Annotated in this window: 29 protein-coding genes; 28 read left to right on the forward strand and 1 reads right to left on the reverse strand. The window is 45.3% G+C overall.

Annotation, left to right across the window (positions count from 1 at the left end; genetic code table 11):
* Positions 1 to 258: 258 nt before the first annotated feature.
* The 16 genes from cmk (at position 259) to hbs (ending at position 15,169) form a co-directional block, all read left to right on the forward strand.
* Positions 259 to 963 carry a (d)CMP kinase gene (cmk, locus tag J2T19_RS02410; protein WP_056696678.1) on the forward strand — a complete coding sequence of 235 codons (705 nt, stop codon included), beginning with the start codon at positions 259 to 261 and terminating at the stop codon, positions 961 to 963.
* A complete protein-coding gene (locus tag J2T19_RS02415) occupies positions 960 to 1,547 on the forward strand; it encodes a lysophospholipid acyltransferase family protein (protein ID WP_145047487.1) in 588 nt (195 codons plus the stop codon). The genes cmk and J2T19_RS02415 overlap by 4 nt, the downstream gene beginning before the upstream one ends.
* Positions 1,548 to 1,689: 142 nt before the next feature.
* The gene (gene rpsA, locus J2T19_RS02420) at positions 1,690 to 2,904 is read left to right on the forward strand and encodes a 30S ribosomal protein S1 (protein ID WP_307212770.1); all 1,215 of its coding nucleotides are present in this window, start codon (positions 1,690 to 1,692) and stop codon (positions 2,902 to 2,904) included.
* A 186-nt stretch (positions 2,905 to 3,090) separates the two neighbouring features.
* On the forward strand, positions 3,091 to 4,413 hold the full coding sequence (gene der / locus J2T19_RS02425) for a ribosome biogenesis GTPase Der (RefSeq protein WP_307212773.1): 1,323 nt from the start codon (positions 3,091 to 3,093) through the stop codon (positions 4,411 to 4,413).
* Between the two features lie 11 nt (positions 4,414 to 4,424).
* On the forward strand, positions 4,425 to 5,048 hold the full coding sequence (gene plsY / locus J2T19_RS02430) for a glycerol-3-phosphate 1-O-acyltransferase PlsY (RefSeq protein WP_145047485.1): 624 nt from the start codon (positions 4,425 to 4,427) through the stop codon (positions 5,046 to 5,048).
* Positions 5,041 to 6,081 (forward strand): NAD(P)H-dependent glycerol-3-phosphate dehydrogenase, encoded by a 1,041-nt coding sequence (locus J2T19_RS02435; RefSeq protein ID WP_307212779.1) that lies wholly within the window; start codon positions 5,041 to 5,043, stop codon positions 6,079 to 6,081. The genes plsY and J2T19_RS02435 overlap by 8 nt, the downstream gene beginning before the upstream one ends.
* Positions 6,082 to 6,177: 96 nt before the next feature.
* Positions 6,178 to 6,453 (forward strand): stage VI sporulation protein F, encoded by a 276-nt coding sequence (locus tag J2T19_RS02440; protein ID WP_056696692.1) that lies wholly within the window; start codon positions 6,178 to 6,180, stop codon positions 6,451 to 6,453.
* 172 nt (positions 6,454 to 6,625) lie between these two features.
* Positions 6,626 to 6,805 carry a DUF2768 family protein gene (locus J2T19_RS02445; protein WP_307212783.1) on the forward strand — a complete coding sequence of 60 codons (180 nt, stop codon included), beginning with the start codon at positions 6,626 to 6,628 and terminating at the stop codon, positions 6,803 to 6,805.
* A gap of 87 nt (positions 6,806 to 6,892) precedes the next feature.
* The gene (locus tag J2T19_RS02450) at positions 6,893 to 7,513 is read left to right on the forward strand and encodes a hypothetical protein (RefSeq protein WP_307212786.1); all 621 of its coding nucleotides are present in this window, start codon (positions 6,893 to 6,895) and stop codon (positions 7,511 to 7,513) included.
* Between the two features lie 14 nt (positions 7,514 to 7,527).
* The gene (locus tag J2T19_RS02455; protein ID WP_307212789.1) at positions 7,528 to 7,881 is read left to right on the forward strand and encodes a 2Fe-2S iron-sulfur cluster-binding protein; all 354 of its coding nucleotides are present in this window, start codon (positions 7,528 to 7,530) and stop codon (positions 7,879 to 7,881) included.
* A gap of 82 nt (positions 7,882 to 7,963) precedes the next feature.
* Positions 7,964 to 8,734, forward strand: a complete 771-nt coding sequence (locus J2T19_RS02460; protein ID WP_307212791.1) for a YphF family lipoprotein — start codon at positions 7,964 to 7,966, stop codon at positions 8,732 to 8,734.
* Positions 8,735 to 9,216: 482 nt separating this feature from the next.
* Complete coding sequence (gene spoIVA / locus J2T19_RS02465; RefSeq protein ID WP_056696702.1) at positions 9,217 to 10,695, forward strand: stage IV sporulation protein A; 1,479 nt, start codon at positions 9,217 to 9,219, stop codon at positions 10,693 to 10,695.
* A 218-nt stretch (positions 10,696 to 10,913) separates the two neighbouring features.
* Complete coding sequence (locus J2T19_RS02470; RefSeq protein WP_307212795.1) at positions 10,914 to 12,008, forward strand: sugar ABC transporter substrate-binding protein; 1,095 nt, start codon at positions 10,914 to 10,916, stop codon at positions 12,006 to 12,008.
* Between the two features lie 168 nt (positions 12,009 to 12,176).
* Positions 12,177 to 13,694 carry a sugar ABC transporter ATP-binding protein gene (locus J2T19_RS02475; protein WP_307212798.1) on the forward strand — a complete coding sequence of 506 codons (1,518 nt, stop codon included), beginning with the start codon at positions 12,177 to 12,179 and terminating at the stop codon, positions 13,692 to 13,694.
* Positions 13,691 to 14,677: an ABC transporter permease gene (locus J2T19_RS02480; RefSeq protein WP_307212801.1), complete on the forward strand. Its 987-nt coding sequence runs from the start codon at positions 13,691 to 13,693 to the stop codon at positions 14,675 to 14,677. The genes J2T19_RS02475 and J2T19_RS02480 overlap by 4 nt, the downstream gene beginning before the upstream one ends.
* Positions 14,678 to 14,896: 219 nt before the next feature.
* Positions 14,897 to 15,169, forward strand: a complete 273-nt coding sequence (gene hbs, locus J2T19_RS02485) for a non-specific DNA-binding protein Hbs (RefSeq protein WP_024630670.1) — start codon at positions 14,897 to 14,899, stop codon at positions 15,167 to 15,169.
* 67 nt (positions 15,170 to 15,236) lie between these two features.
* Here the strand turns inward: hbs and J2T19_RS02490 are convergent, their stop codons facing one another.
* Complete coding sequence (locus J2T19_RS02490; RefSeq protein WP_156395447.1) at positions 15,237 to 15,398, reverse strand: hypothetical protein; 162 nt, start codon at positions 15,396 to 15,398, stop codon at positions 15,237 to 15,239.
* A 149-nt stretch (positions 15,399 to 15,547) separates the two neighbouring features.
* On the opposite strand from J2T19_RS02490, the gene mtrB reads away from it, so the two are divergent.
* The 12 genes from mtrB to aroH all read left to right on the forward strand — a co-directional run bounded on the left by mtrB (position 15,548) and on the right by aroH (position 25,250).
* The gene (gene mtrB, locus J2T19_RS02495) at positions 15,548 to 15,769 is read left to right on the forward strand and encodes a trp RNA-binding attenuation protein MtrB (RefSeq protein ID WP_056696710.1); all 222 of its coding nucleotides are present in this window, start codon (positions 15,548 to 15,550) and stop codon (positions 15,767 to 15,769) included.
* A gap of 98 nt (positions 15,770 to 15,867) precedes the next feature.
* Positions 15,868 to 16,419: a hypothetical protein gene (locus J2T19_RS02500; RefSeq protein WP_307212805.1), complete on the forward strand. Its 552-nt coding sequence runs from the start codon at positions 15,868 to 15,870 to the stop codon at positions 16,417 to 16,419.
* 103 nt (positions 16,420 to 16,522) lie between these two features.
* Positions 16,523 to 17,386, forward strand: a complete 864-nt coding sequence (locus J2T19_RS02505) for a heptaprenyl diphosphate synthase component 1 (RefSeq protein ID WP_307212808.1) — start codon at positions 16,523 to 16,525, stop codon at positions 17,384 to 17,386.
* Positions 17,387 to 17,397: 11 nt separating this feature from the next.
* Complete coding sequence (locus J2T19_RS02510) at positions 17,398 to 18,126, forward strand: demethylmenaquinone methyltransferase (protein ID WP_056696715.1); 729 nt, start codon at positions 17,398 to 17,400, stop codon at positions 18,124 to 18,126.
* Positions 18,119 to 18,985, forward strand: a complete 867-nt coding sequence (locus J2T19_RS02515; protein WP_145047476.1) for a UbiA-like polyprenyltransferase — start codon at positions 18,119 to 18,121, stop codon at positions 18,983 to 18,985. The genes J2T19_RS02510 and J2T19_RS02515 overlap by 8 nt, the downstream gene beginning before the upstream one ends.
* Before the next feature lie 2 nt (positions 18,986 to 18,987).
* Positions 18,988 to 19,605: a UbiX family flavin prenyltransferase gene (locus tag J2T19_RS02520; protein WP_307212812.1), complete on the forward strand. Its 618-nt coding sequence runs from the start codon at positions 18,988 to 18,990 to the stop codon at positions 19,603 to 19,605.
* A gap of 334 nt (positions 19,606 to 19,939) precedes the next feature.
* Positions 19,940 to 20,914, forward strand: coding sequence for a polyprenyl synthetase family protein (locus J2T19_RS02525; protein WP_145047473.1), 975 nt, complete (start codon positions 19,940 to 19,942; stop codon positions 20,912 to 20,914).
* A gap of 160 nt (positions 20,915 to 21,074) precedes the next feature.
* Positions 21,075 to 21,518: a nucleoside-diphosphate kinase gene (gene ndk, locus J2T19_RS02530; RefSeq protein ID WP_056696723.1), complete on the forward strand. Its 444-nt coding sequence runs from the start codon at positions 21,075 to 21,077 to the stop codon at positions 21,516 to 21,518.
* Positions 21,519 to 21,542: 24 nt separating this feature from the next.
* Complete coding sequence (locus J2T19_RS02535; protein WP_307212816.1) at positions 21,543 to 22,337, forward strand: CheR family methyltransferase; 795 nt, start codon at positions 21,543 to 21,545, stop codon at positions 22,335 to 22,337.
* Positions 22,338 to 22,602: 265 nt separating this feature from the next.
* Complete coding sequence (aroC, locus tag J2T19_RS02540; RefSeq protein WP_307212818.1) at positions 22,603 to 23,772, forward strand: chorismate synthase; 1,170 nt, start codon at positions 22,603 to 22,605, stop codon at positions 23,770 to 23,772.
* A gap of 1 nt (position 23,773) precedes the next feature.
* On the forward strand, positions 23,774 to 24,868 hold the full coding sequence (gene aroB / locus J2T19_RS02545; protein WP_307212820.1) for a 3-dehydroquinate synthase: 1,095 nt from the start codon (positions 23,774 to 23,776) through the stop codon (positions 24,866 to 24,868).
* 4 nt (positions 24,869 to 24,872) lie between these two features.
* The gene (gene aroH / locus J2T19_RS02550; protein ID WP_056696731.1) at positions 24,873 to 25,250 is read left to right on the forward strand and encodes a chorismate mutase; all 378 of its coding nucleotides are present in this window, start codon (positions 24,873 to 24,875) and stop codon (positions 25,248 to 25,250) included.
* The last annotated feature ends 360 nt before the right edge of the window (positions 25,251 to 25,610 follow it).

The following is a 25,610-nucleotide window of genomic DNA, read 5'->3' on the forward strand; positions in this document are numbered from 1 at the left end:
GATTTCTCAAATGGATTGCGGTTCTTTGTTTGCTGCTGATCTTATATCAATTGCTTCTGCAAATTCCGTATTTGAGAAATAAAATGACGATAATCGATCACATGGAAGGAACGCCGATTCAGACCCAAATCTCGACATGGCAACAAAATAATTGATTTGCCTGTTTTTGCATCCCTCTTTATAGTGTGGTATAATTTTCACGATGCAGGCAATGCCTGTTTTTTTATTGAGGCTTAACGTTTGAGGAGGAATGCCCCGTTGGCAAGCCAGAACACATCAGAGAACGGGAAAATGAACGTCGCAATTGACGGTCCTGCCGGTGCCGGGAAAAGCACGGTGGCTCGATTAGTTGCAGAGGCGCTCGCGTACATTTACGTTGACACTGGCGCGATGTACCGTGCGGTAACTCTTCACATGATTCGGAATGAAATAAAGCCGGAGCATGTAACAGAGGTGCTTCAGGAAGCCCAGAAGCTGGTCATTGAATTACAACCGGATCCCGACGGACAGAAAGTGTTCTGTAATGGGGAAGATGTAACCTCGGAAATCCGCTCCCGTGAAGTAACGGGAATCGTGTCACGATATGCGCAAATCGAGGGGCTGCGTACACAATTAGTGGATACTCAGCGGCAAATGGCTTTGCGCAAGGGCGTCGTTATGGATGGACGCGATATCGGAACGACAGTACTGCCCGATGCGGAAGTGAAAATCTTCATGACTGCCAGTGTGGAAGAGCGTGCACTTCGCCGCTTCAAAGAACTGGATCCCTCTGAAGGACTGACGTTGGAGCAACTAGAGCGAGACATTGCCACCCGCGACAAATTGGATGAAGAGAGGGAAATTTCCCCACTTCGGTGTGCAGAGGACGCCACTGTTCTTGACACAACTGAGATGAGCATCCATGAAGTGGTTGACAAAATCGTATCTTATTGCACAATGGTCAGAGGAGAGATCGGTCTATGATTTACACATTTTGCAGCACTTTACTGCGGATCATCTACACCATTCTTTTCCGTCTTGAAGCAGTTGGTCGGGAGAATATCCCGAATGAAGGCGGCGTACTTTTATGTTCTAATCATATCAGTAATTTTGATCCGCCAACGGTGGGAATTAAGATTCGTCGTCAGGTTCGTTTCATGGCCAAAAGCGAATTGTTTGATGTTCCCGTCTTAGGCCGTATTATCAAGGCTGTAGGAGCCTTTCCTGTTAAGCGGGGAGGCGTAAGCAAGGAATCCATCAAAACCTCACTCAATATTTTGCGTGGTGGTGAAGTGTTAGGGATTTTCCCTTCGGGAAGTCGCCACAATGATGGTGGAATTGGTAAAAAAGGTGCAGCGAGCTTTGCTCTTCGAAGTGGTGCTACTGTAATCCCTACTGCTATTATCGGCAACTACAAGCTTTTTCGTAAGATGAAAGTGGTGTATGGTGCACCTGTGAATTTGGACGAGTTCAAGGAAGACCCTTCGGGTGATGCACTCGAAAGAGCAACTGAGAAGATTATGTCCAAAATCAATGAAATGGTTAAAACAGGCGTGCCGAGTAAATAAGGTTATGACCTGAATTGCTGGGTGTATGTTTCCATTTTACCTGTGGGAAGCTATAGAAGCATCTGGTACTGAAAGTGTTTTGAACTCTGCTATAGGCAGGTTTGAATATAATGGGGTTTTTGAATTGAGGAGGGTATTTGACATGTCGGAAGAAATTAAAAATCAAGAAGCAACCCAAGATGAGTTGGATCAATTCGTTTCCTTGAAAAAGGGAGATACCGTAAAAGGAACCATCGTCAAATTGGAAGATAACCAAGCTTATGTAAGCATTGGATATAAATATGACGGTGTTATTCCAATTCGTGAATTGTCCTCTTTGCATGTAGACAGCGCGTCTGATGCAGTTGAAGTTGGGCAAGAAGTTGAGGCAAAAGTCCTCACTATCGACGACGAGAAAGAAAAACTCGTTCTGTCTAAGCGTGCAATCGACAGCGAAAACGCTTGGGATCAATTGCAAAAGCATTTTGAAGACCAAGACGTATTCGAAGTTGTTATAGCTGATGTAGTTAAAGGCGGTTTGGTTGCAGACGTGGGCGTGCGTGGATTCATTCCAGCATCCATGGTTGAGCGCCACTTCGTTGAAGACTTCAGCGACTACAAAGGCCGCACACTGCGTGTTAAAGTGAAAGAGATCGACCGTGAAAACAATAAAGTGATCCTTTCCCAAAAAGACGTATTGGAGCAAGAATTCGAAGCAAACAAAGTTGAAGTTATGGCTGGTTTGCAAGAAGGTCAAGTTATCGAAGGTACTGTTCAACGCTTGACACAATTCGGTGCATTTGTTGATGTAGGCGGAGTTGATGGCTTGGTTCACGTATCCGAGCTTGCTTGGACTCACGTTGAAAAACCATCTGACATTCTGTCCGAAGGTGACAAAGTTAACGTGAAAGTGCTCAAAGTTGATCCTGAAAAAGGTAAAATCAGCCTGAGCATGAAAGCTGTTCAACCAGGTCCTTGGGAAACAGCTGGTGATAAATTCAATGCTAGCGATATCGTAACAGGTGTTGTAAAACGTCTGGTTGACTTCGGTGCATTCGTTGAAATCGCTCCTGGCGTTGAGGGACTTGTGCACATCTCACAAATCTCCCACAAACATATCGGCACTCCACATGAAGTGTTGAAAGAAGGTCAAGAAGTTCAGGTTAAAATCTTGGACATGAACCCTGCTGAACAACGTGTAAGCTTGAGCATCAAAGAAACAGAAGAAGCTCCAGCACAAGCACCTAAAGCAGAAAGACCTGCTAGAAACAATGCTCCACGTGAAGAAATCAACAACCCTAACGTTTCCTTGAGCAATCAAGGTATGAGCACTACGCTGGGCGAACTGTTTGGCGACAAACTCAGCAAATTCAAATAAGTTATCTGTGCATGGTTCTTAGTTATATACTGCATATTTTGCTGAACAATAAAAGCAAGATCGGCGAGCCCCAGGCGGGTTCGCCGATTGTTGTTATTACGAGGATTACGGTACGAAAGGTTAGCCAAGACAGGTGTTTTTTGCTATGATGAGTATCGTAAAGTATGGACAGGAGGAGTGGAATGTATGGCAAGACCCGTTGTGGCAATTGTCGGACGACCGAACGTGGGTAAATCCACTATATTTAATCGGATTATCGGCGACAGGCTGGCCATTGTGGAAGACAAGCCGGGCATCACCAGAGATCGGATTTATGGAATCGGCGAATGGAACGGCAAAGCATTCAGTATTATCGATACAGGTGGTATCGAGATTGACGGCGAGGACGTCATTATGAAATCCATCCGCATGCAGGCAGAACTTGCGATTGAAGAAGCGGATGTTATTGTATTTATGTGTGATGCCAAAGCGGGGATTACGCAATCGGATGAAGAAGTTGCAGAGATGCTTTACCGCTCAGGTAAGCCTATCGTTGTAGCCGTTAACAAAGTGGATAATATCGGGCGCAGCGAACTGATTTATGAGTTCTATGGTTTCGGGTTTGGTGATCCAATTGGGGTCTCAGGTAGCCATGGTACAGGCGTAGGTGATCTTCTCGATGCAATCGTGGAGAAGTTACCAGAACTTGAAGAAGAGACGTATGATGATGATGTTATTCGTGTAGCACTGATCGGCCGTCCGAATGTAGGTAAATCCTCACTTGTGAATGCGATCCTGGGCGAAGAGCGGGTTATTGTTAGTGATGTTGCGGGAACTACGCGTGATGCTATTGATACGCCGTTTGAAAAGGATGGTCAGCGTTATGTCTTAATCGATACAGCAGGTATGCGTAAACGTGGTAAGGTGTACGAAACGACTGAGAAGTATAGCGTTATGCGTGCAATGCGTGCTATTGAACGTGCCGATGTTGTTTTGATTGTCATTAATGGTGAAGAAGGCATTATTGAACAAGACAAGCATATTGCAGGTTATGCATTTGAAGCAGGCAAAGCTTCACTGTTTGTAGTGAACAAATGGGATGTTGTGGACAAAACAGATAAGACCATGAATGAATTTGAGAGAAAAATTCGGGATCACTTCTTGTTTATGACATATGCTCCCGTGGTCTTTTTGTCAGCCAAAACAAAACAACGCTTACAAAAATTGCTACCGGTTGTTCAACATGTGGCTCAGCAACATGCATTACGTATTCAGACACATCTGCTTAATGATGTCGTATCTGACGCTGTTGCGATCAATCCACCACCGACGGATAAAGGTCGTAGAATGAGAATTAACTATGTAACACAGGTAGCGGTTAAACCACCAACAATGGTTATTTTCGTAAACGACCCAGAGTTGATGCACTTCTCATATGAACGGTACCTGGAGAATAAAATCCGTGGTGCGTTCGACTTTGAAGGTACGCCAATTCGTATATTTACTCGGAAGAAGTCCGACGAAAGTTAGGGGAGAAGTTTGTGATTTTACAAATCGCAGCGATTGTACTGAGTTATCTACTCGGTTCAATCAGCTTTAGTGTCCTCCTTGCCAAGGCGATTCGGGGGATCGATATCCGTCAACATGGCAGCGGTAACGCAGGAGCTACGAATACATTGCGTATTCTGGGAAAAGGGCCAGCTATTCTGGTTCTGCTCCTTGACGTGCTCAAAGGAATCGCTGCGGTGTGGATCGGAGTTTGGCTTAGCGGCGGTTCGGAATGGATTCCAGCGATCTGTGGTATAGCAGCTATTGCAGGGCATAACTGGCCACTCTACTTCCGTTTCCGCGGGGGAAAAGGAATTGCAACGGCGATTGGTGTACTTGCGACACTCTCTCTTGTTCCTGCATTGTGCGCCGGAGTTGTCGCAATCCTGTCCATCGTATTGACACGGTATGTTTCATTGGGATCATTGATCTTTGTTGCATTGACACCTATCTTTATTCTTGTTTTACCCGGATATTCAATGACCATCTTCTGGGGAAGTCTGATTATTTGTCTGTTTGCATTCTGGAGACATCGTACCAATATTGCGAAGCTCGCCAAAGGACAGGAAAATAAATTGGGATCGAAAAACCCTGGAGGGGGAAAACGCGTTGTCTAAAAAAGTTGCTGTACTGGTTGCGGGCAGTTGGGGAACTGCTCTTGCCAGTGTGCTCGCTGCGAATCAGTTGAATGTAATGATGTGGACACGTGGGGAAGAACAGGCTGCTGAGATAAATGAGCAGCATTCGAATGCTCGCTTTCTCCCAGGTGCTGAACTTTCCCCGCTGATTCGGGCAACGACGGATATGGGTGCTGCGGTTGAAGGAGCATCAGCAATCGTCATTGTTGCACCTTCTTCAGCAATGAGAGCGGTGGCGCAACAACTTAAGGCTCACTACAAGCCGGAAATGCTCGTTATTCACGCAACCAAAGGGTTTGAAACGGAAAGTCTGAAACGGATGTCAACCGTGATCGCCGAAGAGCTTGAATGTGAAGAAGGGCAAGTCGTTGTCCTCTCAGGGCCGAGTCATGCGGAAGAAGTGGTGAAGCGTTGCCCAACAACAGTAGTAGTCGCATCTCTGGACAAGACTGCTGCTGAGTCAGCCCAAGGATTGTTTATGAATGCTTATTTCCGGGTGTATACGAACCGAGATATGCTTGGTGTTGAATTGGCAGGAGCCTTCAAAAATATCATTGCACTAGGTGCGGGAATGTCCGATGGACTTCAGTTTGGTGATAATGCCAAAGCGGCGTTATTAACACGTGGTCTTGCTGAAATTACACGCATTGGTGTGGAGATGGGTGCGAATCCACTGACGTTCTCTGGTTTGGCAGGGATCGGAGATCTGGTAGTTACAGCTACCAGTCAACACAGTCGAAACTGGAGAGCGGGCTCTATGCTGGGTCAAGGTAAGAAATTAGATGATGTTTTGAACTCAATGGGCATGGTGGTTGAGGGAATTCGTACTACACAGGCTGCTTATTTTATTTCACAAAAATATAATGTGCAGATGCCAATTGCTGATCAATTGTACCATGTTCTTTTTCAGGAGAGATTGCCACGAGATGCGGTTGAGGCTCTGATGGGCCGAGATCCCAAAACGGAGATGGAAGTCATGAAACTTGAAACTTGGGAGCAATGGCACTCCTAATCGGTGTGTCTTGTTGAACAGATATTGAAGCTTATTCACCTTTTCTGCGGTGCACTCATACTATACACATGAGTATTACCGGAGGAGGGGAGACGAATGGGTAACAATATTTCTAAGGATGCACTGAAAGCGATCAACAAAAAAACAGGCAAAACGATTACGGAAGGTGCTGTCAAGAAATTGGCTAGCACAGTGAAACCATCCACGATGCAGAACGAAGCTCAGTTGCGCCAATTGATTAAGCAGGTATCCGCTATGGCGAAAGTTCCGGTGTCGGAAGATACGGTTCAAGATATTGTAAGTGCGGTCAAGAAGAGCGGATTGAACCCGAACAGCATGGAATCGCTTATGAAAATGATGATGAAAAAATAATAGATCGTGCCTGCATAGGCAGTGGATGAATAAGATGAGAAAGTGAGCTGGCTTCTGCCAGCTTGCTTTTTGTCTTTTTTTTGGAAAAAACCGTTGAATTTCGTGTTATAATAATTGCAATTGTCACGGTGTCAGTGATGAATTAACGGACTGAAGGGGAGACTGTTGGATTATGAGCGCAATGGACAAGATGTGGCTGTCATTGGTTGCGATTCTGATTATGGGTTTATCTGTATTCCTGATTACGTTTGCTCGTGCCAAAACGAAAGGTTTTATACGTGGGGTATTGTCCTTTATTGCATTTCTGATTATGTTAATTGGCTTTTTCGGCGGAATTGCATCTCTAACCTGAGCCTATCCAGAGCCTGAGGGATAACATCCGAATAAGCACATCATAAGAACTGACACAATGAACACGGATGAAAGAAGGTGAGCCCGGATGGAGCTGAATAAAACGGGGGAACGAACAGCACATTATCCGGAATTACATGCTGCTCTGCTGGAAATCGCAAAGGTCTGGAGCAATGAACCGTACACATGGCTGCTCGGAGGAAGTTGTGGGTTGCTATTGCAGGACGTAGAATTGCAACAGGCTCCAAGAGACATTGATATTTACGCGGATATTGCTGCAGCTCAAAAGTTACATAGAATCGCACCAGGCACAGTCCTGGACGAACCACAGGTTGATAAGACGGGGCCGTACGCTTCCTTACTTAGCCATTACCAGGTGGGAGAATGTGCGCTGGAACTCGTTGGTGGTTTTGAGATATGGGCAAGAAAGAGCTGGTATCGGGTAGAAATTGATCGTTTACTCGCTGCGCATGCGCCCTGTGTTCAGATGGGTGCATTCACAGTTAAGCTAATGCCGCTAGCTCATGAATTGTTATTCAACGTATTAAGGGGACGCGTGGATCGGTATGAAGCAATTGCGAAGCAGATTCGGAAGCGGCCACATGAACATCAATCCCTCATGCTTTTACTCAGTGAGCAAAATGTGTGGACAAGTCGTTTTCGATCCGAAGTTAGTGAACTTATCGGGTTTGATTGGCATGCGTACTAGAAAGGAGGGAGCACATGGAGCAGATCATTACATTTTTGCCTGATCAGAAGAGTATTCGTTTGAAAGCAGGCGTAACCTTACTGAATGCCGCACGTCGTGCAGGCGTAAAAATAACGACGCGTTGTGATGGGAAGGCAGCTTGCCTGATGTGTAAAGTGAGAGTCGATGAAGATAATGCCCATGCGTTGTACCCTCCGACCGATGCAGAGAAACGTAAACTAGGGCAGTTATTGGAACAAGGAACGAGACTGGCCTGCCAAGCCAAGGTAGGGGCTTCATTGTCTGTTCACGTGCCTGAAGATCCTCTCAAAGCCGCGATTCGCAAACAGCTGGAGCGTCAGCAACAGGAAGATGATGACTGGTTCTAAACTTGTTCTAGCAGTCAGATAGTTTAACAATTTTTTGGTTAATTACGTGGTACTTCATGCATGAGATTCAAGGAGGATACGGATGATCAAGAACTCGTCTAACACGCAGTGGAGTAGAAGAAGACAGCACATTAATGCGTTATTCTTATTTCTGTTATTTGCTTTTGTGGGTAGTGGCTGTATGTATCAATCCCAAAGTGGTGCAGATCCCAAAGTCGCTTATCGGGAAAGTGTTAGCCGAATACAGCTTGCAGTGGAAGCCTTTCAGCAAGATCAGGGAATATTACCTATCCTTAATGCGGGTGAGGAAACGCCCAAATTCGAAAAGTTCAGAGTTGATCTCGCTAAGCTGAAGCAGCAAGGGTACATCGATGAAATACCGGTAACGGCTTTTGAGAACGGTGGTAGCGCTTACTTCTTAATACAGAATGAAGAGGTAAAGCCAACGGTCAAAGTTATGGATCTGCAGACTGTGCAGAAGGTTAATGATGTACAACGAATGGTTAACCAGTATAAGTCCGTACATAATGGCAAGTTACCTGTAGGAGAAGAGTTATATCCTGGGCTGCATGGTGTAGATCTGAAAGAAGCTGCTGTTGCTGGCGCACCTGAGGTAACACTTAAGAGTGTGTATTCAGGGCAAGAGCTGCCCTTTATGGTAGATGAGGCAGGCAATGTATATGTGGATTACGCTTTTGACATTATGCAGGCTGTGGAGAAATCAGAAGAATCGCCTACTGAGACAATGGACGTTCGTGATTATCTGTTGGAACACTCATATTTTGTCCCTGTAAAATCAGTCACTTATGCTTGGGAGAGCAATGCTCCTGTAGCAAAAAGTAATTCTTTATAATCTATATGGAATAGGTTTCACCTAAAAGGGAGAGTTCCAATCAAGGGATATCTCCTTTTTGGTATACGTTGGTTCGAATAAAGCGGGGTTCCTTGACCGTTAGGCGTCTCCAATGAAATTCAGTGAAACCCAATAATAACGAAGCGTCATAAATATTGCACAGCGCTCATAAGGTAGATTGTAATAAAGACGCGCAGTCCGGGAGCTGGGCAATTTTCTGAGGATAAAAACCTTAAGAAAAAAACAAAAATACGCGTCATAATGCTGCATACGGATACATAAGATGATACTAGTCCAATTGCATGTACGAGTTAACGCCGCTTTCGCCGGTTTCATCAGAATGCAACGTTCGGCGGCGGACGACTTCCGGGCACTCACAAAGGCGGCTCTACCGTTGCAGGGATTTCAGTCTTCTGATTGAAAAAACGAAGCGGATGCTCTTTAGCATTTTTCCTTCGGAGTAATTTAGGGAGGGGATTTCATTGGAGAAAGTAGACATTTTTAAGGACATTGCTGAGCGGACCGGAGGGGATATCTATCTCGGGGTTGTCGGCGCAGTCCGGACGGGGAAATCAACATTTATTAAACGATTCATGGAAACAATCGTACTGCCTAACATCGCAAGTGAGGCTGACCGTGCCCGTGCAGTGGATGAACTTCCACAGAGTGCAGCAGGGAAAACGATCATGACCACCGAGCCGAAATTTGTACCGAATAACGCAGTTCAGATCAAAGTCGCCGAAGGATTGGATGTCAATGTACGTCTTGTGGACTGTGTAGGTTACGCTGTAGAGGGAGCTAAGGGATACGAGGATGAGAATGGTCCACGTATGATCTCTACACCTTGGTTCGATGAGCCAATTCCGTTCCAGGAAGCGGCAGAGATTGGCACACGCAAAGTGATACAGGAACATTCTACACTGGGCGTTGTTGTTACAACAGATGGTACAATCGCTGAGATTGCACGGAGTTCCTATGTAGAGTCCGAAGAGCGTGTTATTGCTGAACTGAAGGAAGTGGGTAAGCCGTTTGTGCTCGTCATCAACTCTACTCGTCCGCGCAGTGAAGAGGCACTTCAATTGCGTAACGAGCTTGCCGCGAAATACGACATTCCAGTGATGACGCTGAGTGCAGCGACAATGACAGAAGACGATGTGACAGGTGTTCTTCGTGAAGTATTGTATGAGTTCCCAGTACATGAGGTGAATGTGAATTTACCGAGTTGGGTTATGGTGCTGAATGATACACACTGGTTGCGTAGCAATTATGAAAATTCTGTCCGTGACACTGTGAAGGATATCCGTCGATTGCGTGATGTGGATCGAGTAGTAGCTCAGTTCATGGAATACGAATTCATTGACCGCGCTGGACTGAGCGGTATGAATATGGGGCAGGGTGTAGCTGAGATTGATCTGTATGCACCGGATGAGTTATATGATCAGATTCTCGTGGAAGTTGTGGGGATCGAGATTCGAGGCAAAGATCATCTGTTACAGTTGATGCAAGAGTTCTCTCATGCCAAAAGAGAGTATGATCGCTTCGCTGAAGCACTGGAGATGGTCAAAACGACCGGCTACGGCATTGCGGCACCATCTCTTGCTGAGATGGCGCTGGATGAACCTGAACTGATTCGTCAAGGGACTAAATTCGGAGTTCGCTTAAAAGCCACCGCACCTTCCATCCACATGATTAGAGTCGATGTGGAGTCTGAATTCGCACCTATTATCGGTACGGAGAAACAGAGCGAGGAACTGGTGAGATACCTGATGCAGGACTTCGAAAATGATCCAATCAAGGTATGGGATTCAGATATGTTCGGACGTTCCTTGCATTCCATTGTGAGAGAAGGCATTCAGGGCAAGATTGCTATGATGCCGGATAATGCACGCTATAAGCTACAGGAAACGCTCGGAAGAATTATTAACGAAGGTTCAGGCGGATTGATCGCCATCATACTGTAAAATCAAAGACCGCAGGGGAAGCCTTGCGGTCTTTTTAATGTGTTTTTTTCTTGATTCTGGAGGATTTGGATGGAAGTCTAGCTTTTCAGAAAAAAACTTAGCGAGTTTTAGCTTTAAATTACTAAAACCCATTTACATACTAGGAATTAGCCGTTATATTAATATTCAACTATTGTGATCAAGATCACAGAAAGAGAGAATGACTAGGGGGAATAGAGATGAAGAGAAAAGCTACGAAATGGGTTTGGTTAAGTGTACTGCTCGTGTTTACATTGGCACTGTCCGCATGCGGAATTAAAAAAGAGCCAGCAGCAACACCAGCTTCTGGCGCGGAGGACAAGCCTGCGACTGAGGCAGTTACTGGCCCGCTAAGTGGTAAACGGGTTGCTCTGATTATGGAATTCAACACAGGTACATTCTCACAACAATACGTACAAGGTGTGCGAGAAGAAATTGAAAAATTCGGCGGTACACTGACGACGTTTGTTGCCGATAACGATAAAGCGAAAATGGTATCATTGCTCGATAGCGCGATTAACCAAAAGTTTGATGCCATTCTGACGGATCATGGTGATTCATTGCTAGAACCAGGTGTCAGAAAGGCTGTAGAACAAAACATTCCAGTTGTTGTATTTGATGCGGATATTAGCGTTCCGGGTGCTACAGTGCTGTCTCAGGATGATCAAAAGATGGCTGAGCTTACCTTAGAACAAATGAAAAAAGACATTAATGGTCAAGGTAATATTGTTAAAGTATGGGTAGCTGGATTTGCACCGATGGAACGACGTCAGGTGTCATACGCTAAGTTTATGAGTGAAAATCCTGACATCAAAGAAATTGCTACATTTGGCTCAGCTCAAAATCCAGCGCTTGACACTCAAGCAAAGATGGAAGCGATTCTCAAGCAATATCCAAAAGGTGAAATTACTGCAGTTTGGACGGCATGGGATGAATTTGCTAAAGGTGCAGCACGTGCAATTCAACAAGCTGGTCGTGATGAAATTAAAGTTTACGGTATCGATATGAGTGATGAAGACTTGCAAATGATCCAAGATCCTAAAAATCCATGGGTTGCATCCGCAGCAGTTGATCCAACAGACATTGGACGAGTGCAAGTTCGTTACGCTTACCAGAAGATTAATGGTGACGAGACAGAGGATGCAGTGGTACTCAATCCGGTTTATGTACAACGTGAAGCACTGCCTGAGAAACAAATTTCTACTTCCGAGCTGTCAGAGTATGTAGAAGGCTGGGGTGGAAGTACGCAGGGTATTAAGGATTGGATGAAGGATTACGGCATTACTGCCAAATAAGCCAGACCCTTTTGTTCATATATTAGCAATCAACAAGCGTTATTGGAGCGCGCCGAGAGGCGCGCTTTTTCCAACAACAGAAGATCAGACGAACATAGGTTAGTAAGCTCTAACGATAAATAAGAAAACAACAAATACACCCATAGGAAGTGATTGGAGGTACACATCATGACAACGGCATCTATTCTGCTGACAATGGAACATATCCATAAACAGTTTGCTGGCGTTCCTGCACTTAAAGATGTGAATTTCGCTGTAAAAGGTGGAGAAATTCATGCACTTCTTGGAGCTAATGGAGCCGGAAAGAGTACATTAATGAAGATTCTGTCTGGTGCTTATCCGCTGGATCAGGGCACGATTAACCTGAACGGCCAGATCCTACGCTTGAACTCTCCTGGCGATGCCAAAAGCCAGGGGATCCACTGTGTGTATCAAGAAGTGGATGCAGCCCTAGTGCCTCAATTAACCGCAGCAGAGAATATTATGTTAGATCAACTTGCCTCTTCTGCTGGGGGATGGTGGAAGAGTCCGCGAAAACTGCAGCAGCGCGCTAGCGAGGTGTTGAGGCAGTTGGGAGCAGATATTTCTGTGCACAAGAAAGTGGCCGACCTGACACTTGCAGAGAAACAGATGATTTTGCTCGCGCGTATCTTGGTTCAAGAAGCCAAGGTTATTATTTTTGACGAGCCGACGGCCCCCCTTAGTCAGGAAGAGACTGATGCATTTTTTCGTATCGTGCATTTGCTGAAGGATCGCGGAGTCGCATGTATTTTCATTACTCACCGGCTTGTTGAAGTCACGAGTCATTGTGATCGAGTAACGGTGATGAGAGATGGTCAACATGTGTTTACGGGTGATACGAATGGATTGACGATTAACGATCTAGTTACTCAGATGTTAGGTAAGTCCTTTGATGAAGAATTTCCTAAGATCGAAGCGCCAGTGGGTGATCTGTTGCTTGAAGCGCGTGGACTCCGTCGTGGGCTTAAGGTTAGAGGTGTTGATCTTTCCGTACACCGAGGTGAGGTGCTCGCTGTAGTAGGGCTTGTAGGTGCGGGCAAGACGGAATGTTCACGTCTCTTAATTGGAGCAGATCGGCTGGAGGCAGGTGAGATACGGTTGAACAATAACAAGCTTCGGATGGCTGAACCTGCTGATGCTGCGGCAGTGGGAATCGTCTCTGTGCCTGAAGAACGTCGTAAGCAGGGTGTCCTCATTCATGAGAATGTTGAACGTAACTTAAGCTTACCGTTGCTCAGTAGACTCAGTAGGCTAGGCTTTGTAAGTCGTAAAAGGGAACGGGAGAACGCCGAATCATTAATTCAGCAACTTGGTATTAAGACCTCTTCTGTCCGTCAGGAGGTTAAGTATTTAAGTGGCGGTAACCAGCAAAAAGTAGCCATTGGCAAATGGCTAAACGCGGAGGCCGATGTATTTATATTTGATGAGCCAACAAAAGGGGTAGACATCGGAGCTAAAAGTGATATTTTTCGGATCATTAACCAACTTGCTCTTGCAGGGAAAGCAGTTATTTATTTCACATGCGAATTGGATGAGGGACTTGGCATTGGAGACCGGATTGCTGTGATGTGTGAAGGTGAGATTGTAAAGGAATTCAAACGAGGCGAAACTAACCAAGAACAGCTGCTATATTATGCAAGCGGTGGACAAGAGGTGCAAGCATGAAGGACAAATCATTAGATTTTGCGTTCCGTTACGGAGCGATTATCGTTATTATTGGTGTTATTGCATTTTTCGGCATTAAATTGCCTTATTTCTTTACGTACAGCAACTTAACCGATATTCTAGGTTCCATCTCGATTGTGACCTTCGTGGCGATTGGTGTCACATTATCCCTAATTGTGGATGGATTCGACCTTTCTGTAGGCGCAACTGTATCACTAACGACGGTGGTTACTGCCTCTTTGATGATATGGTACCAACAGCCGTTAGCCGTTGTTATCATCGTTCCGCTGGTGATCGGCGCTGTCATTGGTCTTCTTAATGCACTGCTTATTGTGAAACTGCGTATCCCTGATCTACTGGCTACACTAGCCATGATGTATATCATCGGCGGGATTCACAAAACGTACGCACAGGGCTATACCATCTATAACCACATGCAATTTCCGGATGGTAGCAAAGCTGCGGGGGAGATGAACCCAACGTTTTTGCAGATTGGACAGGGAAAATGGTTGGGCATGCCGATTTCGGTTATCCTTTTGCTCATTGCGGTAATCGGCGTTCACATCTTTTTAACGTATACGAAGTATGGTCGCCAAATGTACATTACAGGGGGGAATGAAGAGGCTGCAAGATTGTCTGGAATCAAGGTGAAAAAGGTAAGAACACTCGCCTATGTGGCAGCAGGTGTGTTTGCTGCAATCGGTGGTATTATCTATGCATCCAAGGTTGGTTCTGGTCAGATTGATGCTGGTTCTCCGTTGTTAATGGAATCCGTAGCGGCTGTTTTTGTAGGGTTTTCTGTGTTTGGTGCGGGTAAACCAAACGTGATTGGAACATTTATAGGTTCGGTGTTAATTGGTGTCTTGGTCAATGGTTTGACGATGATGAATGTACAGTATTTTACACACGATATTGTAAAAGGTGGCGTTCTTGTCCTGGCTTTGGCCGTTACATTTTACGTGTTAAACCGCAACCGCACTTGAAATTGTGTGCTGTCTGTATTAGTATAAAATTTGTTCCGCGTATGGAGCGCGCTTGGTTTCAGGCGGCATTCTGCCGGAAAGAACTGTTAACCGCAAGCGGAGAATGGTGTTCATCACGCTCAAGATGTACGTAGATTTTTTGCGTATGAACGTATATTTCGCGATAAAACGGAAACACAGTATAACATTCAGGACATTGATTCAGGAGGTGAAAAACAAATGAATAAATCAGACTTGATTACACACGTGTCTGAAGCTACTGAACTGTCCAAAAAGGATGTAACGAAAGCGGTTGATGCCGTGTTCGAAGCAATCTCTGAGGCTCTTCAAAGCGGAGACAAGGTACAATTGGTTGGTTTTGGGAACTTCGAAGTTCGCGAACGTTCTGCTCGTAAAGGACGTAACCCGCAAACAGGTGAAGAAATCGAAATTCCTGCGAGCAAAATTCCTGCATTCAAACCAGGTAAAGCGCTCAAAGACGGAATTAAATAAGATTTCTACATATTCCATATGTCGACAAAAAGACCGTGACTTGTTCACGGCCTTTTCTTTTGCCCTTTTAAAGTGGATCTGAACGGCTGTCTGACGGATTCGTTTCTTCCGGCTGCAGGGTATAAGCGATTAAAATCAGTTCTTTGCCTGCGGCATCAGAGAGATGCTGTTCAACCTCTTGAATCTGGTGCACATGTTCTTCTGTTAGTGTTGCTGGAGTGTATTTCAAGAGTGATTCTCCTTTCTGTAACTAGATATTTTGTAGTATGACCCGTCATTGAATAATTGTTGCGTTTCATACGGATAGGACTCTGTTGACAAATGCAACGATTTTAATCATCATTAACGCTATTGAACTAGGAGAGGGGACGTTACGTGATGGACCATCCAACCGGCAGTGATTATATTGTCATTCGAGCGGAGGAGAACGGTGTACAGGTAATCGGCTTAACTCGGGGCCAGGACACGCGTTTTCACCATACAGAGAAGCTCGACAAGGGAGAAGTGATGTTTGCTCAATTCACGAATCATACTTCTGCCATCAAAATCCGGGGCAAAGCTACGCTGATTACCAAGCATGGTGAAATTCAGTCCGAATAATGAAAATTGCAGGCATAGCCTGCTTTTTTTCATTGTACAATGAGGTATGAGCCTTTACCGGACAGACTACACTAACAGGTGAGGGCAGGGAGGCGTTTATGAAACCCGGAATGATCCTTACCACTTCAGTGTTAGCGACGGTTGCGGCAGTTTTTCTGCTTGTGGCGATACAGCATTTACATATACGTACATGGGGCGAGGATCACGTACTGCCAGTCACAGCAACAAAAGCACCAGACGAATTGTCCGATGAAAATTTGGTGGATGTGCTAAATTCTATGCATTTAACAACTCCCATCGCAAGAGTAGAATGGAAGCAATCCATTTTGAAACTCGATTTAAAGGTAATTGGAACGGGAACAAGTTATAGTGAAATATACGCCAACATGGCTGCGATTGCCGAGCTGAGTTTTCGGAGCTTGGACAATGTGGAACAAGTATTGCTTCGTGTTATGGCCGAGGATGAATGGCTGCATAAACAACATCTGTTGCTTGCGGCGGATATTCGCCGCAATGAATGGCCGATGGAAGCAATTGATAGCCTTCGAAATTGGAATAGTCCAGCGTTATCTGACGAATTAAAAGCCTGGTTTCATATTATGGAGACGGAACTCTGGAGGAAGCAGTTCGAAATGTTGAACCAGGGGTAATAGAATAGCAGGATTCAGTGCGTGTCCGATAAACATATGCTATAATATATAAGATTGTAGTGCAGAAAAAGGTTTAACAATGCAAAGTCTCGGAGGCTGGAGAATGAATTCATATCGCGTACCCCAACTAGCAAAAAAATATACGGATTACGACATGATTCGACAACATACGGAAATACCACCGTTTCCGGATAGCCGAGCGCGTCTGTTGCAGGTGTTTGTGAGCCGCACAGATGAGAAGCAGCATGATGAAATTTATGCTCTAGCTACCTCGCTCGTTCAGTTGGCCATGGATACGCATGATCGTATTGATACTTTATCCGGAGCACGTAGAGAACAAGAGATGCGATCTCGTCAGTTGAATGTGCTCGCTGGCGATTATTTCAGTAGTCGATTCTATCAATTGCTTGCCCATGCCAACCGGATCGAAATGATTGGTAAGCTTAGTGGTGCAGTCGCTGAGGTTAACGTGGGTAAGATGTCATTATATGAACGTATGAAGAAGCTCGTCGTTTCGCCTGATGAATACTTACGTGAAACGGTACAGCTGAAAATGCAGCTGTTTCTTTCTTTTACAGACATAATCGGAGAAAAGGATCAGTTAATCTGGAATCATCTGCTCGCTGAATTTAGCACTTGTGAGAACATTGTAGAAGAATTACAGAAGCTAAATGATGAGAAGAGCTTTGTATACAGTTATGCCTTCTGGAATATTAATGAGCAGGGCAGTGATGAGGAACGGAAGGTTCTTCGTCAACCTGAGCCAGATATGCGTGCGTGGGCTGGACTGGTTTTGAAGTATCGAATTGGTGAAATCTTGCTGGACAAGCTTCGTAATAGCACACACCGCATACAGCAATTATTGCAAGATAAGGTGAAGGGTGAAAGTTTGCATGAAGTGCAGACGATTTTGGAACCTTACCTCACCTATTTGCAGCCTTCACATGCGGTAGTTAGGGAAGATTGAGGGGGAGACGAATGGGTAGCACAGAGACCAAACCGAAAGAAGAATTTGTCCATTCGGTTTTTCAGAGTATTGCGGGTAAGTATGATGTCATGAATGATATCTTAAGTTTTCGTAGGCACAAAGCTTGGCGTAAGTTCACCATGAAAAAGATGAACATGTCCCAAGGAGACACAGGGCTTGATCTGTGCTGCGGAACCTGCGACTGGACGCTTGCCATGGCGGAAGCAAGTGAAACGGGTCACATGCATGGTCTCGACTTCAGCAGTAACATGCTGGAGGTAGGTCAAACGAAGATTAATGCAGTGAATCGTGATAAGCAGATTACACTTGTGCAAGGGAATGCAATGTCACTTCCATTTGACGATAATACGTTTGATTACGTGACGATAGGTTTTGGTCTTCGAAATGTACCGGATCTGAGACAGGTTCTGTCTGAGATGCAACGAGTTGTGAAGCCAGGAGGCAAGGTGGTATGTCTAGAGCTATCCAAGCCAACATGGCAGCCTTTTAAAGGCATTTATTATTTTTATTTTGAACATATGTTGCCTAATATGGCCAAGCTATTTGCTAAGCGTTATGAGCAGTACAAATGGCTACCAGACTCGCTGGCACTATTTCCGGGAAGAAAGGAACTGGCGAGCATTTTTGAAGAAACCGGATTACAGCAAGTGCAGGCCTATCCTCTGACCGGAGGCATCGCGGCACTGCATATTGGAACCAAGGAGAATCAGCATGTTTAGGAAAATTCGTATCTTTTTAGAAATGATCAAGATTGAACACACGCTTTTTGCATTACCTTTTGCTTTTATGGGAGCTATTCTCGGTTCCATGTTAGTCAATGGCACGTTCCCGTCCTGGATGCAAATCTTCTGGGTACTACTAGCTATGGTAGGTGCGCGAAGTGCAGCATTTGGCCTCAATCGTATTATTGACCAGGCCATTGACGGCAAGAATCCACGTACGGCAATGCGAGCTATTCCAGCTGGATTGCTGAAGAACGGCGAAGTTATTATTTTCATTATTGTTTCATTTGTATTATTATTCTGGGCATCATCCAATCTTAATGTGTTATCCATGCAATTGTTGCCTATTGCTGTATTTATGCTAGTACTGTATTCATATACCAAACGATTCACATGGCTATGTCATATCGTGCTTGGTATGACGATTGGTCTTGCTCCACTTGGGGGCTGGGTCGCGGTTACGGGTTCGATGGATTGGACAGCTATTGTACTCTACGTTACGATTGTATTCTGGACAGCAGGCTTCGATATCATCTATGCATGTCAAGATCTGGAGTTTGACCAGGGAGAAGGCTTGCATTCCATTCCTTCTCGCTTTGGATTGATTAAGTCATTGAACATCGCAAAGTTCTTCCATATCATTACGGCGATCGGTTTCTTAGCACTCTTGTTAATGACTGATCTCAGCTGGTGGTATGGTGCGGGTATGTTGATTACGTACGGTATTCTATTCTATGAGCATTACATCGTATCACCTAATGACATGAGCCGAGTTCAAACGGCATTCTTTACGATGAACAGTGTGCTTAGCCTTGTGGTGTTTACATTCACTTTGATTGATCTGGCGGTGAAGTAACGATGCAGCAGCCGGACAATAAACGCCTCGTCGTTGGTATAACTGGAGCCAGTGGAAGCATTTATGGCATTAGGCTGATTGAAACGTTACTTGATCTGGACTACACAGTGCATCTCGTGATTTCTAATGCGGGCTGGCGTGTGTTAAAAGAAGAAATGGACTGGGATATCACGAGCCGTGACGCTGTGCTTGAGGAAAAATTCGGCGGCCGCTCCGGCTCAATCATCTACCATCCCGTTAGCGATATTGGAGCTTCCATTGCAAGTGGATCTTATCTTGCCGAGGGTATGATTATTATGCCTTGCTCCATGGGAACTCTCTCCTCTATTGCGCAAGGGTCATCTGATAATCTGATGTCTCGTGCAGCTGATGTGATGATGAAGGAAGCGAGACCGTTAATTCTCGTTCCACGAGAGACGCCGCTGCATGCAATCCATTTGGAGAACATGTTGAAGCTCTCTAGATTAGGTGTGCGCATGATTCCGGCGATGCCGGCCTTTTATTACAAACCTCAGAGTATGGACGAGTTGATTATGTTTTTGGTCGGTAAGGTGCTGGATAATCTGCGCATACCGCATCAGCTCTTCAAGCGATGGGGAGAACCGGATGAACGGGGTTAACAACTGGAAGCTAACTATGTCCCTGTGGCTAGTAAGAAGATTATGCTTCAGGTTGTTGCCCCGCACCCGGGGTATTGGTGAGTGCTGATGAATGTTCGAGATGGCACACAGCCTTGACCCATACTCCGGCAAGTTCTGTATCCTTGTTTCAGAATACGTCGAAGAGTTTAAATCCCGGATGTCGGTCATGGCATTCGAAGAAATGTGGCACGACATATAGAACACAAGTAGGGACGGCGAGCCCGGGCTTTCGTTATGCCTGCAGGCCGGAATTGCTGGAGGGGAAGGTAAGCATGGATTTTTGGACTGACAATACGCTGATACGGGTGAACGAATGAAACTATTAGATATTTTCGGGTTGCTAAAAAAAGATATGGATTACATTGAAAAAGAGTTATATCGCAGTGTTCAAGGGGAACAAAAGTTGCTGAGTGAAACTTCGCTTCACTTGCTCAAAGCAGGTGGGAAACGTTTACGCCCCGTATTTGTGCTGCTTGGTGGGAAATACGGTACATATGATATTGAGCGGCTGAAGCTCATTGCGGTTCCGCTCGAATTGATACATTCGGCTTCCCTTGTGCATGATGACGTCATTGATAATGCGGCGACTCGTAGGGGTAAGCCGACAGTGAAATCCAAGTGGGATAATCGGATTGCTATGTACACCGGGGATTATATTTATGGAAAAGCGCTCCAACTGACTGCCGGTTTATCCGACCCGGCAATTCATCGTATTCTGGCCAAAGCAATGGTTCAGATGTCCATCGGTGAGATGGAGCAGATTCGCGACTTTTTTAACACTGGACAAAGTGTTCGTAATTATCTTCTTCGTATTCGGCGTAAAACGGCATTGCTGATTGCAGTGAGCTGTCAATTGGGAGCTCTTGCAACTCGTGCACCCAAGGAAGTATCTTCTCTGCTATATACCTACGGATATAATGTGGGCATGGCGTTCCAGATTCAAGATGATGTGTTGGATCTGGTTGGAACAGAGAAGCAATTGGGTAAGCCTCCGGGCAGTGATATGAAGCAGGGAAATATTACGTTACCTGTGCTCTATGCATTGCAAGAACAGCAGTTACGTGAACCACTACTAGCAGAAATTGCTCGTGTCCAACACGAGGACGGACGTGCAAGCGCATCAGATGCAATTGGAATGATTCGCCAAAGTCAAGGAATTGCTAAAGCAGAAGCACTCGCTGACCGATATATGAAGAAAGCGCTCGATGCTCTGGATCAGCTGCCTAACATCAAGACCAGCAAAAATTTGCGTGATATTGCTCATTTTGTCGTTAAACGTACTCATTAATTTCAGGTGTCGATTCAATTCAGGATTGGCAGTTGAATGACTCATGAACGAATGTAGAAGTGACAATCCTCATTGGGAGGAAATGCACTTGTATGTTACAATCAAAGGGATTGCGTCTACATATTGAAATAACTTTGAACCGTGAGTGAGGAGTGAGCCAATGGATCGTACATTTTTAATGGTGAAGCCTGATGGTGTGCAGCGTGGTTTGATAGGGCGTATTGTTAGCCGTCTGGAAGACAAAGGGTTTAAAATGGTTGCGGGCAAGCTGGTGCAGATGACGGAGGATCAGGCTAAGCGACATTATGCTGAGCATGAAGGCAAGCCGTTCTTCGATGAATTGGTTGGATTTATTACATCTGGACCTGTATTTGCGATGGTTTGGGAAGGTGACGATATCGTGGCATTAGCACGGATCGTAATCGGCAAGACCAATGTGAAAGAAGCAGCTCCAGGTACTATTCGTGGAGATTTTGCTAGTCACACACCGCATAACCTAATTCATGGGGCAGATTCGCCGGAAAGTGCTACCCGTGAAGCAGCAAACTTCTTTAGTTCTGAGGAATTGGTAACGTACGACAAGAGCATCGCAGCCTGGTTGTAATTTATTAACCAGAAGGGTGATACGATGCTGGAGCAGGAACAACAACTAGACCCGGATTATGCCGGATTCATTCGTAAAATCAAAGAGAGCACGGGCATTGACCTTGCTCAATACAAGGAAGGCCAGATGAAAAGACGGCTGACCACACTTCGCAACAAAAACGGATTTAATACATTTTCTATTTTTTTTGATGCAATGCAGAAGGATAAGTCTCTATTCTATGAATTTTTGGATCGTATGACGATTAACGTATCCGAATTCTGGCGTAATCCGAATCGTTGGGAAGTGCTGCGGGATCAGATTTTACCTGAACTGGTAGGTTCCAAGCGTAAAGCGAAGGTTTGGAGTGCCGCTTGTTCAACAGGTGAAGAACCGTATACGTTAGCTATGATTCTTGATACGATGGGGATTCTCAAGGATAGCTCGATCACAGCAAGTGATTTGGACGAAGGAGCAATTGCCAAAGCCAAAGAAGGTCGTTATATGGAGCGTTCGCTCAAAGATGTACCTAAGGAAACGGCTGAGCGTTACTTCAAGCAGGATGGCTTGGTGTATCGAATTGATGAAAAGCTCAAAAGTTCGGTTAAGTTTGTGAAGCAAAATCTGTTGTTGGATCGTTTCGATGATGGGTACGACCTGATTGTGTGCCGGAACGTAATGATCTATTTCACCGAGGAAGCCAAAAACCTGTTGTATCACAAGTTTGCAGCAAGTTTGCGTCCAGGCGGTGTTTTATTCGTGGGTAGTACGGAGCAGATTTTCTCTCCTGGGCAGTATAGCTTGGAGACAGCAGAAACATTCTTTTATCGCAAGAAATAAGTTCATTTCGTAATGACTAAATATTGTTCATAACCGTCTGGGTTACACATGTTCATGTGTATGCTCAGGCGGTTATTTTGCAAAGCAAGGAGAAATGAATCGAGAGCAGTACAATAATTCAGAAGAATGAACGGAGTCGAAAGTTCGTTTTGATGCAAGAAAACGTGTGCTTTCTTGTCAAAGCGGGTCAGCTATACTATAATGAGCAAAGAAATTATGGGATTTTAGCAATGTGCAGTTTAACAGTTTAAAGGGGGAACGTATTATGAGTTTACGTTATTTGACCGCAGGGGAAACGCACGGACCCCAATTGACCGCTATTATTGAAGGATTGCCGAGCAATCTGAATATTGATTTTGAAGAATTGAACTTCCAGCTTCACCGTCGTCAAAAAGGATACGGTCGTGGACGCCGGATGCAAATTGAAAAGGATCAGGCAACGTTCGTTGGTGGAATTCGCCATGGATATACAACAGGAGCACCTGTAGCACTTGTTGTTGAAAATAATGACTGGAAGCACTGGCAGAAGATTATGAATATTGAGCCAATCGAAGGCAGTGACGAAGAGAAGCGTCGTGTGCATCGTCCACGTCCAGGACACGCTGATCTTAACGGTGGACTCAAATATAACCTGAAGGACTTGCGTAACGTACTAGAGCGTTCTAGTGCACGTGAGACTACAGTACGTGTAGCATGTGGTGCAATTGCACGACAATTTCTAGCAGAATTCGGAATCAAAGTTGCTGGACGTGTCCTACGTATTGGAGAGATTGAGGCTCCGTATCGTGATCTGCCAATTGATGAATTGATCGAGGTAACAGAAGCTTCGTCAGTACGTGTAACGGACGCAGAGACGGAGAAGAAGATGGAAGCATACATTGATCAAATCAAACAAGAAGGCGACTCGATCGGCGGTATTGTTGAATGTATCGTTGAAGGTGTACCTATTGGTCTCGGTAGTCATGTACAGTATGACCGCAAATTGGATGCCCGAATTGCTCAAGGTGTAATGTCCATTAATGCCTTTAAAGGGGTAGAAATCGGAATTGGGTTCGAAGCAGGTACGATTCGTGGATCCCAAGTGCATGATGAGATTATGCATACGGATGAGCGTGGATACCATCGTGCAACGAATCGTTTGGGTGGGTTCGAAGGTGGTATGACTAACGGCATGCCTGTCGTTGTAAGAGGCGTAATGAAGCCAATTCCAACTCTTTATAAGCCGCTTCAGAGCGTGGATATCGATACGAAGGAAGCTTTTTCAGCTCAGGTTGAGCGTTCTGACGCATGTGCAGTTCCAGCAGCGAGTGTTGTTTTGGAGCATGTGGTTGCATGGGAGATCGCAAAAGCATTCCTAGAGAAGTTCGGTGGAGACTCCATGGAGGAAATCCGCGCGAACGTTGCAAGCTACCAAGCTCAATTGGAGAACTACTAAAATGCGCCAGTTAACAGTTCAATTGGAGGAAAGATCATACCCGATTCTGATTGGTTCTGGTTTATTGGCACAAGCACCTCAATTTTTTGAGCAGTATGGTCTAACGAAGAAGAGCCCGCTACTCATTATTACGGATGCAAATGTGGCTCCTAAATATTTGTCCACGCTTGAACAAACGCTGAGCACGGCTGGATTTACAGTTGTCTCAGCCGTTGTTCCTGCTGGTGAAACATCGAAGTCACTATCCGTTTACCAAGACATGATGACAGCTGCAATTGAAGGCAAGCTAGATCGAAGCTCAGCCATTATTGCTCTGGGCGGTGGTGTGGTAGGAGATCTGGCTGGATTCGTTGCAGCTACATATATGCGTGGAATCAAGTTCGTTCAAGTACCAACAACGATCCTGGCTCATGACAGCAGTGTGGGTGGTAAGGTGGCTGTCAATCATCCGCTTGCCAAAAATATGATCGGTGCATTCCATCAGCCGGAGCTCGTGCTCTATGATGTAGATACACTGCAATCGCTGCCACCTCGTGATGTATCTGCTGGTTTATCCGAAATGCTGAAGCATGGCTTGATTCGTGACGAAGCGTTTGCACATTGGTGTGAAGAGCATGCAGAGAAGCTGCTTGCACTTGATCCAGAAGCTCTTGGCTATGGACTTGAACGTGGATGCGGCATTAAGGCAGAGATTGTATCTAGAGATGAACGTGAAAACGGAGAACGTGCGCTGCTAAACCTAGGTCATACGATTGGTCATGCCATTGAAGCAATTGCCGGATACGGTGAATTCCTGCATGGCGAAGCTATCTCGATTGGTATGGCTGGATCAGCATTGCTTGGAGAGAAGTTGGGAGCCCCAGCAGGATTGTATGATGATACGGTCCGTATGCTTCGTGCTTTACGCCTTCCCGTAACTTTGCCGAGCCATCTGGGTACAGATGCATTAATGGAAGCGATGATGCATGACAAAAAGTTCCGTGAAGGACATATGGTCTTCATTATTCCTGATCGAATTGGCGCAGCTCGAATTGTAAAAGACGTGCCTGTGTCAGCTGTCATCGAAGTGATTGAATTGCTTAAGAAGGGAGATTAACAACATGGTGACACGCGGAATTCGTGGGGCTACAACAGTCACGCATAACACCGAAGAACATATTTTGCAGGAAACGGCCGTATTGTTACAAGAGATCGTAGATCGCAATGATATTAAACCAGAAGATATCTGTAGTGTCTGGATCACGATGACAGGAGATTTGGACGCAGCTTTTCCAGCAAAGGCCATTCGCCAGTTGGAAGGCTGGGAGCTAGTGCCGCTAATGTGCGCACTGGAGGTTCCAGTACAAGGGGCATTGCCGCTATGTATTCGTTTTATGGTGCATGTGAACACAGCCAAAGCACAGAATGAAATAAATCATGTTTACCTGAATGGTGCGCAGGCATTGCGTCCAGATCTCGCAGCACCTTCCGGTTCATAATTCCAGTGGTTGTCAAACCGAATGGAATCATGTATAGTGAAAAGCAGTTGAGTAGAGTTTAGATTGAGCTGAGAGCAGCTGAGCTAGTGGAGTAATAGCAGAGTCCAGCGGGTGGTAGCCGGAGTAACATAGGCCGGTCAACTGATTCGCGGTACGTCGCGCTAGAGGATTACAGGATTAAGGAAAGAGACGTGTCCAGTGACATCGTTTTGTTTTGGTATAACCGGGTCAAATTGAGACAGATTCTATGAGTATTATCATAGATGAATGGATTTGATTCAGTGCATCTGAACGGAACATGTCTATAATGGATGTACGTTTAATCTACCGATAACCTGGATAATCCAGCAAATGATGTAT

This window comes from Paenibacillus tundrae (genome assembly GCF_030812775.1).
Lineage (GTDB): Bacteria > Bacillota > Bacilli > Paenibacillales > Paenibacillaceae > Paenibacillus > Paenibacillus tundrae_A.